At 66.8% G+C, this 13,127-nt stretch carries 14 protein-coding genes; 9 read left to right on the plus strand and 5 right to left on the minus strand.

The features are described from left to right. The 4 genes from E1263_RS38885 to E1263_RS38900 all read right to left on the minus strand — a co-directional run. The coding region (locus E1263_RS38885) for an SIS domain-containing protein (RefSeq protein ID WP_132176864.1) at positions 1 to 470 on the minus strand (470 nt) is incomplete at its 3' end. Further along, the gene (locus E1263_RS38890) at positions 457 to 1,611 is read right to left on the minus strand and encodes an N-acetylglucosamine-6-phosphate deacetylase (RefSeq protein WP_132176866.1); all 1,155 of its coding nucleotides are present in this window, start codon (positions 1,609 to 1,611) and stop codon (positions 457 to 459) included. The genes E1263_RS38890 and E1263_RS38885, both read right to left, overlap by 14 nt. Next, positions 1,608 to 2,357 (minus strand): 6-phosphogluconolactonase, encoded by a 750-nt coding sequence (locus E1263_RS38895; RefSeq protein ID WP_132176868.1) that lies wholly within the window; start codon positions 2,355 to 2,357, stop codon positions 1,608 to 1,610. The genes E1263_RS38890 and E1263_RS38895 overlap by 4 nt, the downstream gene beginning before the upstream one ends. A gap of 26 nt (positions 2,358 to 2,383) precedes the next feature. Beyond that, on the minus strand, positions 2,384 to 3,910 hold the full coding sequence (locus E1263_RS38900; RefSeq protein WP_165956904.1) for a glycoside hydrolase family 3 protein: 1,527 nt from the start codon (positions 3,908 to 3,910) through the stop codon (positions 2,384 to 2,386). Positions 3,911 to 4,074: 164 nt separating this feature from the next. Between E1263_RS38900 and E1263_RS38905 the strand changes: the two genes are divergently transcribed. The 8 genes from E1263_RS38905 to E1263_RS38940 are packed head-to-tail and all read left to right on the plus strand — an operon-like array spanning position 4,075 to position 11,454. Beyond that, complete coding sequence (locus E1263_RS38905; RefSeq protein ID WP_132176872.1) at positions 4,075 to 5,364, plus strand: extracellular solute-binding protein; 1,290 nt, start codon at positions 4,075 to 4,077, stop codon at positions 5,362 to 5,364. A gap of 26 nt (positions 5,365 to 5,390) precedes the next feature. Further along, entirely contained in the window at positions 5,391 to 6,287 is an 897-nt protein-coding gene (locus E1263_RS38910) for a carbohydrate ABC transporter permease (RefSeq protein ID WP_132176874.1), read from the plus strand. Continuing rightward, positions 6,284 to 7,099 (plus strand): carbohydrate ABC transporter permease, encoded by an 816-nt coding sequence (locus tag E1263_RS38915; RefSeq protein WP_132176876.1) that lies wholly within the window; start codon positions 6,284 to 6,286, stop codon positions 7,097 to 7,099. The genes E1263_RS38910 and E1263_RS38915 overlap by 4 nt, the downstream gene beginning before the upstream one ends. Continuing rightward, positions 7,096 to 8,205, plus strand: coding sequence for a Gfo/Idh/MocA family protein (locus E1263_RS38920; protein ID WP_132176878.1), 1,110 nt, complete (start codon positions 7,096 to 7,098; stop codon positions 8,203 to 8,205). Before E1263_RS38915 ends, E1263_RS38920 begins: the two co-directional genes overlap by 4 nt. Further along, positions 8,202 to 9,233 (plus strand): LacI family DNA-binding transcriptional regulator, encoded by a 1,032-nt coding sequence (locus E1263_RS38925; RefSeq protein ID WP_132176880.1) that lies wholly within the window; start codon positions 8,202 to 8,204, stop codon positions 9,231 to 9,233. The genes E1263_RS38920 and E1263_RS38925 overlap by 4 nt, the downstream gene beginning before the upstream one ends. 25 nt (positions 9,234 to 9,258) lie before the next feature. Further along, positions 9,259 to 10,080: a LamG-like jellyroll fold domain-containing protein gene (locus tag E1263_RS38930; protein ID WP_132176882.1), complete on the plus strand. Its 822-nt coding sequence runs from the start codon at positions 9,259 to 9,261 to the stop codon at positions 10,078 to 10,080. Between the two features lie 52 nt (positions 10,081 to 10,132). Further along, entirely contained in the window at positions 10,133 to 10,780 is a 648-nt protein-coding gene (locus E1263_RS38935) for a DedA family protein (RefSeq protein ID WP_132176884.1), read from the plus strand. Between the two features lie 59 nt (positions 10,781 to 10,839). Further along, a complete protein-coding gene (locus E1263_RS38940; RefSeq protein WP_132176886.1) occupies positions 10,840 to 11,454 on the plus strand; it encodes an NADPH-dependent FMN reductase in 615 nt (204 codons plus the stop codon). On the opposite strand, the gene E1263_RS38945 is transcribed toward E1263_RS38940, so the two are convergent. Continuing rightward, entirely contained in the window at positions 11,451 to 11,690 is a 240-nt protein-coding gene (locus E1263_RS38945; RefSeq protein WP_132176887.1) for a hypothetical protein, read from the minus strand. The two genes, E1263_RS38940 and E1263_RS38945, sit on opposite strands and share 4 nt — an antisense overlap. A 108-nt stretch (positions 11,691 to 11,798) precedes the next feature. Between E1263_RS38945 and E1263_RS38950 the strand changes: the two genes are divergently transcribed. Beyond that, positions 11,799 to 12,617, plus strand: a complete 819-nt coding sequence (locus E1263_RS38950) for a class I SAM-dependent methyltransferase (RefSeq protein WP_132176889.1) — start codon at positions 11,799 to 11,801, stop codon at positions 12,615 to 12,617. The last annotated feature ends 510 nt before the right edge of the window (positions 12,618 to 13,127 follow it).

Consider the following 13,127-nt stretch of genomic DNA (forward strand, 5'->3'; position numbering starts at 1 on the left):
GTGGCGGGGAGGGCGGCTGTGGTGGCGGGGGTGGTTAGGGCGATGACGTAGGCGCCTCGGGAGTGGGCGGCTCGGGCGGCGTCGAGTGCGGCGGCGTTGATGCCGAAGGCGTTCACGATGATGAAGGGGTCGCCGGGCGTGACGCCGGAGGCGGTTACTACGGTCGCGCCGTGGTTGGGGGCGCGTTCGGCTTGGGTTGAGGTCAGGGCGCCGGCGGCGAGGGTGGTGCTGGTATCGGTGACCGGTACGACGTTCGCGGGGCAGCCGGCTCGGTAGAAGACATCCTGTACGGCGATCGCGGAGTGGGCGCCGGGGCCGTAGATGTAGATGAGGCCGTCGCGACGGAGTTGCTCGGCGAGGACGGTTGCGGCGCGGTCGATTGCGTCGGACTCGTCGCGGGCCAGGGTGTTGATCGCGTCTGTCAGTCGGGCGGCGTACTCGGCAAGCAAGCTGACGTCAGCCGAGGGCATTGTGGATCCAGCGGCCGGCCCGCATTGTGGCGCCGACTGTGAGGTCGGGGGAGAGGACTGCCAGGTCAGCGTCGTGGCCGGGGGTCAGGCGACCCTTGCGGTCGGCGAGGTTGAGGACTCGGGCGGGGCGGGTGCTGGTGGCGGCCACGGCTTCGGGGAGGGGCCAGCCGAGTGCTTGGTGGAGGTGGGCGAGCATGCCGTCCAAGGGAGTCGTGCTGCCGCCGAAGGCGTTGGCGCCGACGACCATGCCTACGCCGGAGGCGACTTCGCAGTCGATGACGCCCAGGCGATAGCGGAAGCCCTCGGGCATGCCGGCGCCGGCGGTTGCGTCGGAGACGGCGACGAGGCGGTCGCCGAGGCAGCGGCGGGCGATCTCGATCAGAGTCGCTGGGAGATGGTGGCCGTCGGCAATGATCTCGCCGACCAGATGGGTGGAGGCCAGGGATTCTTCGATGAGACCGGGGAGACGCCACGGCCCTTCGCGGACCAAGGCCGACTGGCAGCTCCACAGGTGCGTCAGGTGGGTGAGTCCGTTGTCGACTGCGGCGTTGAGTTCGGGGGCGCGGGCTTCGCTGTGGCCGGCGGCAACTACTACGCCTGCCGAGGTGAGGCGACGGGTGAACTCGGGTACGCCGGGGAGCTCCGGGGCGACGGTCACCATGGTGATCAGGCCGTTGCGTCCTAGCAGGCGGTCGGCTTCGTCGGGCGTAGGCGGTCGGAGGGCGGCCGGGTTGTGGGCTCCGCATTGGGAGACGGCTAAGTACGGTCCCTCAAGATGAACGCCGTGCAGGGCGTCGCCGGTGCTGAGTGCGAGCGCATCGAGTTGGCGGTCGAGATCGGCGGGGAGAGCGGAGACGAGTGACGCCTGCATCGTGGTGACGCCGTGGCGGGCATGAAAGTCGATGACCTGCTGGTGAGCAGCCGGGTCAGGGTCGTCGAAGGAGTATCCGCCGCCGCCGTGAACGTGCAGGTCGATCAGCCCCGGGACGATCGTGTAACCGGTGAGATCGTGCACCTCATCCCCAGCCGCTACGGCGTTTGCCGGGATGATCGCCTCGATCAGCCCGTCGCGAATGACCAGCGCGTGATCGTCGACGACACCCTCGTCAACGACCAGCCGAGCCCCGATAAACGTGGTCAACGCGGATCCGACTCCATGTCGAGGAAGAGGCGGACTCGCGCGTGCGTGCGGAGCGCCGTACCGGGGTGGTCGGGGCCGATAGGGCGGGTGAGCGTGTCCTGGACGGCTTGGCGTTTGGGTGCGCCGGGGACGGAGGCGATCACGTCGCGGGTGTTCAGGAGGCGCGGGATGGTGACGGTGACGGCATGCGTCGGTACGTCGGACAGTCGGGCGAAGTGGCCTTCGTCGACCTGCTGGCGGCGACTGGTCTCGTCGAGCGCGACGACCTTGGCGGCGTACGGGTCGTCGAGGTCGGCAGGCGGGTCGTTGAAGGCGAGGTGACCGTTGACGCCCAGGCCTAGCAGGACCACATCGAAGGGTGCGTCACCCATGAGCTGTTCGTAGTGGCGGGCGCTGGCTTCGGGGTCGGTGCCGGGGGCAACGGGATGAAAGGTTGCGGTCGGCACCTTGTTGAGGAAGTTCTGGTGCAGCCAGGTGCCGAACGCCTGCGGTGCTTCCGGTGCAAGGCCGACGTACTCGTCCATGTGGAAGAACTCGACGCGGCTCCAGTCGATGTCCGGCTCTGCGGCCAGCGCGATCAGGGTCTCGGCCTGGCTCGGTGCGGCGGCGAGCATGACCCGGGCGGTGGAGGTCCACTCGATCGCCTGCCGGATCCGCTCCGCGGCCCAGGTCGCGGCGGCGCGGCCGAGCGCCGTACGGGTCGGGTGGGTGCTGATCTGGGGGGCATGGTCGATGCCGACGGTCATGCAGGGCTCCTCTGCAGGGGGCGGATTCACAGTACGTCGAGCGCGGCGTTCACGGCCGCGTCCGTCACGATGTCGAACGCGTCCATCGCCGGCACGCTGATCACGAGGTCGGCGACGTCGCCGAAGGTGTGGGCGGCGAGGGTCGAGTTCACGATCACTGCAGGGCACCGGTTGGGTGCGTCTGCTGTTACCGCGGCCACGTCTTTCCACTGCTGGGCGGCGGGGATCGGGCCCGGGCCGAAGACGGGGATCAGCTGGGCGCCGGGGTGGCGTTGCGCGACCCGAGCCAGTACGCCGGGAACCAGCGGCTCAGGCTCTAGCTGGAAGCTTCCCAACTCCGCCAACCGCCGGGCAAGCGCCGAATCGCCAACCACGACAACCTTCGCAGCCGGATCCAGCGCCGTACCGCCAACTCGGTGCGAGTCGACGGTGGCGCGGCGTTGAGGGTCGGACCAGTACGTCGGGGTGTCGGCGAGCGTCGTACGGGATGCGTCGGACAGATGGAGGCCGACGAGTGTCCGGGCCACTAGGAGGCGGCGGACACTCGCATCCAGATCGGCCTGCTGGAGATCACCGTTGCTGAGGGCATCGAGTAGATGCGCGATGACCGGCTGGATGTCCTCGGACGTGCATTTGACGTTGGCTACGTCGGCGCCGGCTTGCAGGGAGAGGAGGGCTGCGGCCGTCGGGGTGTGATAGCGGGCGATGGCATCCATGTGGAGGGCGTCGGTGATGATGACGCCGTCGAAGCCCAGGTCCCGGCGGAGCCAACCACGGTTGACGGTGGGGGACAGGCTGGCAGGGACGTCGATGCCCAGGTGTGGGTAGGCGATGTGGGCAACCATGATGGTGGCCACGCCCGCCGTGACCGCGTCAGCGAACGGAGGTAGATGGATGGCGTCGTGGTCGGCCTGGCTGCGGTTGACGATCGGCTGGGCCAGGTGACTGTCGGTGTTGCTGTCGCCGTGGCCGGGGAAGTGCTTGGCGGTCGCCAGTACGGCGTTGTCCTGGTAGCCGCGGATCTGAGCAGCGCCGAGTTGACCGGTCAGTGCCGCGGGGACGCCGTACGCGCGGACGCCGAGGATCGGATCGTCGGGGACGCTCACCACATCGATGCAGGGGCTGAAGGTCCAGTGGTAACCGACGGCCCTGGCCTCCACTGCGGTGGCGGCGGCCACGCGGTAGGCGAGGTCCGGGTCGGCGGCGATGCCGAGGCCGCGGGGGTAGGGAAAGTGCGTGCCGCTCTGGCCGAGGGAGTACATGATTCCGGCCTCGAGATTGCCGCTGATCAGCGCGGGCGGCAGGCCGGCATCGGCGCAGATCTCCGCGACGCGCTGGTGATACGCGGTCGCAGCAGAAGCCGGTACGTCGCGGATGCTGTGCAACGTGCCGACGCCGAGCTCGAGGGCGTGTCGGGTGGCTGCGTCCGGGAGACCGTCTGGGCCGATCGTCGGCAGGACGAGCAGGCAGTGCGCGATCTTCTGCGCGGGGGTCAACCGGGCGAGCCAGTCGTCGACCCAGCGCTCGGCAGCGGGGCTCAGTGGAGCGGGCATTCCCTCACCTCGTATCGAAGGCATGTGTCAAAGGTTTGCATAGAACCGAGATCACGGAATGAATTCGTGGGCAGTTATCCGTTGACCACCGGGAAGTCCGAGCCTACTGTACGGCTACGGTTTGTCAAAGGTTTGCACAGACCGGCTATCCGAGAGGGGTTGTCATGGCAGTGCGGGGACGAAACACCTGGTTCGTGGCGGTCGGTGCGCTACTGCTGTCCGGCTGCGGTCTCGGCGGGTCCACCCAGCCCGAGGCGGACACGTCCGGCGCGGTGTTGGGGACTATCACCTTCCAGACCATCCAGTTGTCGCCGACGTTCGACGACTACCTGCACGGCGTGATCGCGGCGTTCGAGAAGGCGCATCCGGGGACGAAGGTCGAGTGGACCGACATCCCGAGCGACGCTGCCGCGCGCAAGGTCAGTGCGGACTCGGTCACCGGCAAGCTGCCCGACGTGATGGACCTCGACGCCGCGACGCTGGCGCCGCTCGGCCGCCGCGAGCTGGTCGTCGACATGGGGACCGCCGCGAAGGACGTCAAGGACACCTATGTCCCCTCGGCCTGGAACTCCTTCGCCTACTCCGGAAATGCCATCGCCGCCCTGCCGTGGTACCTGAACACTCCGGTGCTGATCGCCAATCAGGGTCTGCTCACCAAGGCCGGCATTGAGAAGCAACCCGCGAACTATGACGAGCTGATCGCGCAGTCGAAGCAGCTTGCGGAGAAGGCGAAGGTTGCGGGGTTCCAGCCGACCGAGGCCGGATTCCCCAGTTCGCTGCTGACGATCGGCGTACCGCTGGTCAACGACGACTCGTCCGAGGCAAAGGTCAACACGCCTGAGGCGCAGAAGTTCGTTGCTGCACTGGCCGAGCTCTACAAGGCGGGCGGCATTCCGCAGGACAGCGTGAGCGCCAAGGAACGCAGCGAGATCGAGACCTTCTCCGATGCCAAGACGGCGTACCTGGAGGCGGGCGGTTCGCGGCTCAAAATCGTCAAGCAGAACTCACCAGCCCTGTACGGCGAAGTTGCCATCGGCAAGCCACTAGGCGACGCGACCAAGCGAACCTGGGTCGTTGCGCATGGGCTCGCCGTACCGACGAAGTCGGCGAACCCGGCGACTGCGCTGGCGTTCGCGAAGTTTCTCAGCTCGGCTGAGAATCAGCTTGCTTTGGGCAAGCAGTCGAGTGTTTTCCCGAGCACGTTGGCGTCGCTGAACGACGCGTTCTTCACCTCGGGTGACGACAAGGACCTGACCGTCGCGGCGCGCAAGATTGCGGCGGCCAGTCTGCACGACGGCAAGACAATCGTGAAGCCGGCGGCCGTCGACTCGGAGTACGCGAAGACGCTGTGGTCGGCCGTTCAGCCCGCGATCATCGGGAAGGCCGATCCGGCGGCGGCGCTGGGTGAGGCCGAGTCCAAGCTGACCAAGATTCTGAAGGACCGCCGCCAGTGACGGCCGTCGCGACGTCGGGAGTGCGCGTGCGAACCAGCCACAAAGCCAAGCCGCAGCGCAAACATCGCTGGTATGTGCCGCTGTTCTTCATCGGGCCGGCGCTCATCCTGCAGATCACGTTCCTGTTCGTGCCGCTCGCGAACACCTTCGTGCTGGCGTTCACCAATGCCAGCACGATCGGGGGCGGCCGGTTCACCGGGCTCGCGAACTTCTCCGAACTGCTGGCGGACACGGCGTTCTGGAATGCGGTCGGCCGCACCTTCCTGTACATGTTGATCGCGGTTCCAGTATTGACGATCATGTCGACTTGTCTGGCTGTACTGGTCAATACACGATTGCGCGGCTCAGGCGTCGTACGGTCACTGCTGTTCTCGCCGATGGTGTTGCCACTGGCGGTGATCGCGGTCGTCTTCCAGTACCTGCTGAACTCTGATGGTCTGGTCAACCAGGTGTTGCAAGGGCTGCACATCGTCAGTGCACCGGTGCCGTTCCTCAACGACCCGACGCTGGCGCTGCTCAGCCTGACGATGGTGACGGTGTGGAAGGGCTGTGCGCTCTACACCCTGATCACGGTCGCGGCGCTGCAGAACGTCTCGCCTGAGCTGGACGAAGCCGGTCAGCTGGATGGCGCCGGTTGGTTGCGCCGGACGATCAGCGTGACGCTGCCCCAGATTCGCGGTACGACAATCATGATCACGATCCTCGCGTCGATCGCGACGCTGCGAGTCTTCACCGAGCCGTTCGTCATCACCGGTGGTGGTCCCGGCGACTCGACCGAGACGATCGTGGTCTACCTGTTCCAGAAGGGCATTGCGCCCGGCACCGATGCGGGCTACGCCTCCGCGATCAGCCTGGTGCTGTTCGCCTTCGTCCTCTCCGTCTCTGGTATCAGCTGGCTCATCTCGCGAACGGCGCGCCCATGAAAGAAAAGCTGATCCGCTGGCCGCTGATGGTCCTTGCCGCGGGCACCGTTCTCGCGCCGCTGCTGTGGCAGGTCACGATGGCGCTCAAGAGCTCGGGCGAATCGACGGTCGGATTCCCCGGCACTTTGTTGCCCAAGCACCCGACCTTCGAGAACTTCGCCACCGCCTTCACCGAGATCCCACTGCTCCGGTACGTCGGCAACTCGCTGCAGATCGCGGGATTCGGGATGGTCACCAACCTCGTCCTGGCGACTCTGACCGGCTATGCGCTGGCACGGATTCCGTTCCGCGGCCGGGCGTTGTACACAACGGTGCTGCTGGCAACGGCCGTACTGCCGTTCGAGGTGATCCTGGTATCGACCTTGCTGGTCTCCCGCGGACTGCACCTCAACGACACCTTGGTAGGTGTCGTGCTCCCGCAAGCGGTCTCGATCGTGTCGATCTTCGTCATGCGGCAAGCGTTCATCCGGATCCCCGGTGAGCTGGGCGAGGCCGCCGACATGGACGGTGCCGGACCACTCCAGGTGTTCTGGCACATCATGCTTCCGTCGGTCCGCGGCTCGCTGGCAGTCATCGCCGTACTGGGGTTCCTGGACTCGTGGGATCACTTCATCTGGCCGCTGGTCTCGTTGAGCGACCCGGCGAAGTACCCGGTGAATGTCGGCGTGCAATACCTGTCCGGGACCTTCTCGGCCGACCAGCGGGTGATCTCGGCCGCGGCGATCGTGGTCATGCTGCCGCCGCTGCTCGTCTACTTCCTCATGCAGAAGCAGGTCTTCCGTGGGTTGGCCGAGGGAGCCCTGAAGGGATGAGCGCAGACGGGATGAAGGTGCCCACGGTCGCCTTGGTCGGTACGGCGGGCTACGGGCGACGGCACTTGGAGCAACTGCTCGCGTGGCAGGCGGACGGCGTACTGCGGCTGGCCGCGCTGGTCGACGTGAACTTCGATGCGGAGACGCGGCGACTTGTCGACATAGCGGCTGCGGTGGAACCACAGTATTTGTCATCGATCGACGGGCTCGAGGTCGACCTGGTCGTGATTGCGACGCCGCCGCATACGCACTTCGCCCTGGCTGAGCGGGTGCTGCGCTCGGGAAGCGCGCTGTACCTCGAGAAGCCGCCGGTGCCGTTGTTGTCCCAGCTGGATGCGCTGCGGGCGATCACGCCGCGTCGGCGGGCGGAGGTCGGTTTCCAGCAGGCCCGCGCCACGATCGAACGCCTGGAGGCGTTGCTGCCTGAGGTTGGTGACGTTGAACGGATCACTGCGCACGGATGCTTGTCGCGACCTGACTCCTACTACACGCGGAGCCCGTGGGCCGGTGCCTGGTACGTCAACGGGACAGCGGTCTTCGACGGAGCGCTGTTCAATCCGCTAGCGCACATCGTGCACACCGCGTTGACGCTGGCTCGGCGGATCGACGCCAGGTGGGCGGCGGAAAGCGTGGAGGCCGATCTGTACTCCGTCCACGACATCACCGGCGACGATACCGGCGTACTGCGCATTCGTTCGTCGTACGGACCGGTGGTGGTCGCGGTGGGCACGACGGCTGCGGATGTAGTGCGCCCACCTGCCATCACCGTGCATGGCACGCGAGGTCACGTCACTGTTCCACACGTCGCGTCAACGTCGATCCATCCGTTGCTAGCGGCATTGAACGACATTGACGGTCCGGCCGACAGATTGATCGATCTGGATGCAGTACGGACGTTCGTTGACGTGGTCAATCAAGCTGTCGAGGTTGGCGAGCCGGTCCGGATTCCGGTGTCGGAGCAACAACGGATCAGGGCTGGTGTGCGCTGTCTGCCGGGAATCGCCGAGCTCGTCGATCAAGTCGTCAGCACTGGTAGCCTCTTCGCCGAGCTGGGGTCCGGCTGGGCCCGTCGGCCGGCCCCGGGTATGGACCGGGAGGCGATGTGACGACACCAAGAACGAAACCCGCAACATTGAAAGACGTTGCGGAGGCAGCCGGGGTCTCGATCTCGACAGTCTCCCGGGTGTTCTCCAGCCCCGGCCGGATCTCGCCGGAGACCTCGGACCGGGTCCGCGAGGTCGCGCGCAAACTGCGCTTCACGCCGAACGTGATGGCCCGCTCGCTGATCACCGGTACGTCGCCCAATATCGGGCTGGTCGTCCCGGACATCACCAATCCCTACATGACCACACTGCTCAAGGCTGCGCAGAGGGTGTCGCGCGGTCACCAGACCGGCATCTTCGTCGCGGACACCGACGACGATGCCGAGATCGAACGCCGAGTCTGCGAGCAGTTCGCGCAGCAGAGTCGCGGCGTCATCTTGTGCGCGCCGCGGATGACCGCCTCACACATCCGCGAGATCAGCGGGCTCGTGCCGCTGGTCCTGGTCAACCGGGTCGTCGAGGGCATCCCGAGTGTTTACACCGACTCACGATCGGCCTTGCGTGAGTTGTTCGACGAGTTGGTCGAGCAAGGCCATCGCCGCATCGGATACCTGCCCGGGCCGGCGGGTTCGTGGTCGAACAAGCAGCGCGCGCGGACGGTGGCCGACAGAGCTCGGTCGCTGGAGGTTGAGTTGGTGCGGCTCGATCCGACCGACGGTACGCACGCGGCCGGCGTACTGGCCGCTGTGCAGGTGCTCGAGTTGGGGATCACCGCGGTGATGGCGTTCGACGACGTACTGGCGGCTGGTCTGGTTGAAGGACTGCGTCAGCACGGCAAGTCAGTGCCTGATGACGTGAGTGTCACCGGACACGACGACATCCTCTCCGAGCTCGTGCACCCCGGGCTCACCACTATCACCGGGCAGAGCGCCCGGGTCGGTCAGCTGGCGATCGCGCGGCTGCTCGACAGTTCGGGACCGGACGCGGGGTCGGGCCCGGAGTTGGGCGTGCTGCTGGACGAATCCGTCGGCGTCAAAGCCACGGTCGTCCGCCGGCACTCGACGGCCGCGCCGCGGTCGCGTTCCGACTGATCCTTTCCTCAGTGAGGGGGAACACATGTACCGACTCGCAGTGGTGATGATTGCTCTGGTGTCGTTGCTGTCGACCGGCACCGCTCATGCCGGGCCGCGGCGGCCGTGCGTCAGCGCCTATGACACAGCGGTTCTGGCTGACGGGCCGGTCGCCTACTGGCGGTTGGCTCAGCCGGGGGCGAGCAGTGAGGCAGCGGTGGTGGGTGGTCTGACCGGCACGTACGGCGGAGCCCGTACGGCGACCGTCTTGCCGAACGGGGAGACGGCGACCGCATTCGACGGTGCCACGGGGTATTTCCAGGTTGCGGACAACGCGAAGCTGAGCCCGGCGACCACTGGGGTGTTCACGCTGGAGGCGTGGATGCGGCCTGACACTCTCGAGTTCCCGCATGTGCAGGGCAGCGGGTACGTGCACTGGATGGGCAAGGGCGAAGTCGGGCAGCACGAGTATGTGTCCCGCATGTACTCGCTCACGAACACCGAGAACCGGCCGAACCGGATCTCGGGCTATTTGTTCAACAACACCGGCGGGCTCGGGGCAGGTTCCTACTTCCAGGACGCGATCACCGCTGGGACGTGGATCCACTATGTACTGGTGATCAACGCGAACGCGAAGAGCACGACGTACCCGAATGGGTACACGAAGATCTACCGCGACGGGGTGTTGCGGGACACCGATGACCTCAGTATTTCGGGCACGGTGATCGTGCCGAGTGACGGTACGGCGCCGTTCCGCGTGGGGACGCGGGATTTCCTGTCGTACTTCCAGGGCGCCGTCGGGAAGGTTGCCGTGTACAACAAGGAGCTCCCGGCCACGCGGATCGCGGCGCATCGCGGCGCGATGTGAGGGGGCGATGTGAGGGCGAATCAGGGTTGTCCCTGATGGGTACTTTATTCAGATGACTGTTCTCCAGGCGTCCGAACCGACCGGTCTGGCCGGGTGGGCCACCGATCTGATGGAGCAGCTCGGCGCCCCCGGGGCCGGGCTCGCCGTCGCGCTGGAGAACCTCTTCCCCCCATTGCCCAGCGAAGTGATCCTCCCGCTGGCCGGTTTCGCGGCCAGCCGCGGCGACCTCGGCCTGGTCGCCGCGATCATCTTCACCACGCTCGGTTCCGTGGTCGGCGCCCTTGCCCTGTACGGCGTGGGCGCCGGCCTCGGCCGGGATCGGACCCGCGCGCTGGCCGGGAAGCTGCCGCTGGTGAAGATCGAGGACGTCGACAAGGCCGAGGACTGGTTCAACCGGCACGGCGCGAAGGCGGTGCTGATCGGGCGGCTGGTGCCGGTCGTCCGCAGCCTGATCTCGGTGCCGGCTGGCGTCGAGCGGTTGCCGGTGCCGCTGTTCCTGCTCCTGACCACGATCGGGAGTGGGATCTGGAACACGTTGCTGATCTTCGCCGGGTATCAGCTGGGCGAGCGGTGGCACGTGGTCGAGTCGTATGTCGGGATCTTCCAATGGGTCATCGTGGCCGGTGCGGTTGCCGCAGTGGGCTGGTTCGTGGTTGTCAAGCTGCGGGCCCGCAGCTCAGTATCTGAGAAAGTCAAGTAGCAGGCTCGACTTTGATTACGCTCAACCCATCACTTGCCGATGGTCAGGAGCTGGGTCAGATGCCCTCAATCGCGTTCGAACCGCAGGTCGTCCCGGATCCGCCGGTCTGGCCGCAGTCGGTGGTCACCGTGGTCGGCAACCCGAAAGCAGGCTCCCGTACGGCGGCCGCCGCGGCCTCGGTCGCGGAACTACTCGCGTCCGAGCTAGGAACGCCGTACCGGATTGATGAGCTGGTCGACCTCGTGACGATCGCACCGGCGATTTTCCAGGGTGATGCGGCGCCGGAGGCGGACCGGGCGGCGCTGGAGAGCGCGGTCGAGCTCGCGTCGTCGGCATCGGTGATCGTGATCGCGACTCCCGTCTACAAGGGGAGTTACACCGGGCTGCTCAAGAGCTTCCTGGACGTGCTCCCGGCACGAGCGCTCGCTGGCGCGGTCGTCGTACCGGTGACAGTGTCGGCCGCACCCAGCCACAAGCTGCTGGCCGACCAGCACCTGCGCCCCGTGCTCGCCGAGCTCGGCGCAAGCGTGCCGGTGCCTGGGGTGATCCTGGAAGAGAAGGACCTCGAGGATCTGCAGGTAGTCCTCGCCAGCTGGCTCCGCGCCAACGCCAGCATCATCCAGGCCACCACGACCGCGCTACAACCCGTCGCCGAGCCCACACCTGCGCGCTAGCAGTTCGGGTACAGGCTCTGATCGATGTCCACGTTGGCGTCGCTCACGTAGCGCTGTTTGTGCGTGTTCTTGTCGGTGACGAGGTACCAGACATTGCTGACGCCGTACGGGCCGACCACCGTCTCACCGAACACCCAGCAGTGCACGACCAGATTGGGCGGCGGTGCGGCGGACGCAGGCAGCGCCATGGCAGTCAACGCAATCGCGGCAAGGGCCAGCTTCCCCAGTGTCTTCATGCTCCGACTGTCGCTGCGCTGCCGATTGTGGGCAAACATTTCCACCGAGGCCGAAGCCATCGGGCAAACCCCGTCGCGGTGGGTCGACGCGCGATCTACCGTGGCAGCATGGATGAGCGCGTCGCGAAGAACCGAGCCGGCTGGGACCTGCGCGCTTCGGCGCACGCCGGCGGCGCCAGCCTGTACGACGTCGACGGCTTCCGCGCTGGTGGCAGCTCACTCCGCCCCTTCGAGCTGGAAGCACTCGGCGACGTCCGCGGCAAACGCCTGCTCCACCTGATGTGCCACTTCGGCCTCGACACGTTGTCCTGGGCCCGCCTCGGCGCTTCGGTGACCGGCCTGGACTTCTCGGGTGAGGCGGTCGCTGCGGCCCGCCGGTTGGCCGATGAGGTCGGGCTGGATGCCCGGTTCGTGGAGTCCGACGTGTACGCCGCGGCCGACGTACTGGATGAGCAGTTCGACATCGTGATCGCGACGTACGGCGTACTGATGTGGTTGCCAGACCTCACCGAATGGGCCCGCGTGGTGGCGCGCTTGCTACGCCCCGGCGGCGTCCTCTTCATCGCCGAATTCCACCCCCAGCAAGGCCAGGTCGACAACGACCTCCGCCTCACCACCTCCTACTTCCGCACCCAACCCCGCGAAACCCAAGTAGAAGCCAGCTACACCGGTCAACCCGTCCCCACCCACACCCAAATCACCTGGCCCTGGACTATCAGCGGCCTACTCAACGCCCTGATCAACGCCGGCCTCCACATCACCCGCCTCGACGAACTCCCCGTAGACCTCCGCCAACGCCACCCCGCAATGGTCCAGGGCCCCGACACCCTCTGGCGCCTCCCCGGCGACCCCATGCCGCTACTCCTAACCTGCCAAGCCACCCGCCCGCCCACGGCCGAGCAAGACAGCCGCGTCGCCGCCGCTTGAGCTTCCGGGCTGTGGTTGGGGCCCGAGACACCGCTAGTCGGTAATAAAGGGTCGCCATTTGAGAAAAAAGTACCGGCTAACGACGCAGCCCCCGGGGCGGCGAGGTCGGGGCACGCTGTGGGCGGCGTCCTTCCCGAACCGCAACCAAAGCCCGTCAGCCCCAGGCGAGGGTCAGGCGGTTGCCGGCCTCGCCATGCCGCTCAGCCACCGCATCGGCCAGCCACCCGTCTCTTGTCGGCCGCAGCGGCGATCAGCCAGCAGGGCAACGTCCCCGGCCGAGTCCCCTTGCGCGGTAGCGCCACTCGACCACCTCCGGCAGCCGACCACAAACGCAGGGCGCACCACGCCTACGGCTAAGGAGCATGGCGACCCCGGCGACCGCGCCCACGCCGCTTGAGCTTCCGGGCTATGGCTGGGGCACCGAGAGACCGTTAGCCGGTAACAAAGGGTCGCGATTTGAGAAAAAAGTACCGGCTAGCGAACGGGGCAGTTCGGTCCGCAGGGGCGGGC

The sequence above is a fragment of the Kribbella antibiotica genome (assembly GCF_004349055.1).
GTDB classification, from domain to species: Bacteria; Actinomycetota; Actinomycetes; order Propionibacteriales; family Kribbellaceae; genus Kribbella; species Kribbella antibiotica.

Bases quoted from the DNA above. Each gene is read 5' to 3' on its own strand.
- E1263_RS38920 (WP_132176878.1), top strand. From the start codon at position 7,096: ATGAGCGCAGACGGGATGAAGGTGCCCACGGTCGCCTTGGTCGGTACG.
- E1263_RS38935 (WP_132176884.1), top strand. From the start codon at position 10,133: ATGACTGTTCTCCAGGCGTCCGAACCGACCGGTCTGGCCGGGTGGGCC.
- E1263_RS38915 (WP_132176876.1), top strand. From the start codon at position 6,284: ATGAAAGAAAAGCTGATCCGCTGGCCGCTGATGGTCCTTGCCGCGGGC.
- E1263_RS38930 (WP_132176882.1), top strand. From the start codon at position 9,259: ATGTACCGACTCGCAGTGGTGATGATTGCTCTGGTGTCGTTGCTGTCG.
- E1263_RS38900 (WP_165956904.1), bottom strand. From the start codon at position 3,910: ATGCCCGCTCCACTGAGCCCCGCTGCCGAGCGCTGGGTCGACGACTGG.
- E1263_RS38895 (WP_132176868.1), bottom strand. From the start codon at position 2,357: ATGACCGTCGGCATCGACCATGCCCCCCAGATCAGCACCCACCCGACC.
- E1263_RS38905 (WP_132176872.1), top strand. From the start codon at position 4,075: ATGGCAGTGCGGGGACGAAACACCTGGTTCGTGGCGGTCGGTGCGCTA.
- E1263_RS38950 (WP_132176889.1), top strand. From the start codon at position 11,799: ATGGATGAGCGCGTCGCGAAGAACCGAGCCGGCTGGGACCTGCGCGCT.
- E1263_RS38945 (WP_132176887.1), bottom strand. From the start codon at position 11,690: ATGAAGACACTGGGGAAGCTGGCCCTTGCCGCGATTGCGTTGACTGCC.
- E1263_RS38940 (WP_132176886.1), top strand. From the start codon at position 10,840: ATGCCCTCAATCGCGTTCGAACCGCAGGTCGTCCCGGATCCGCCGGTC.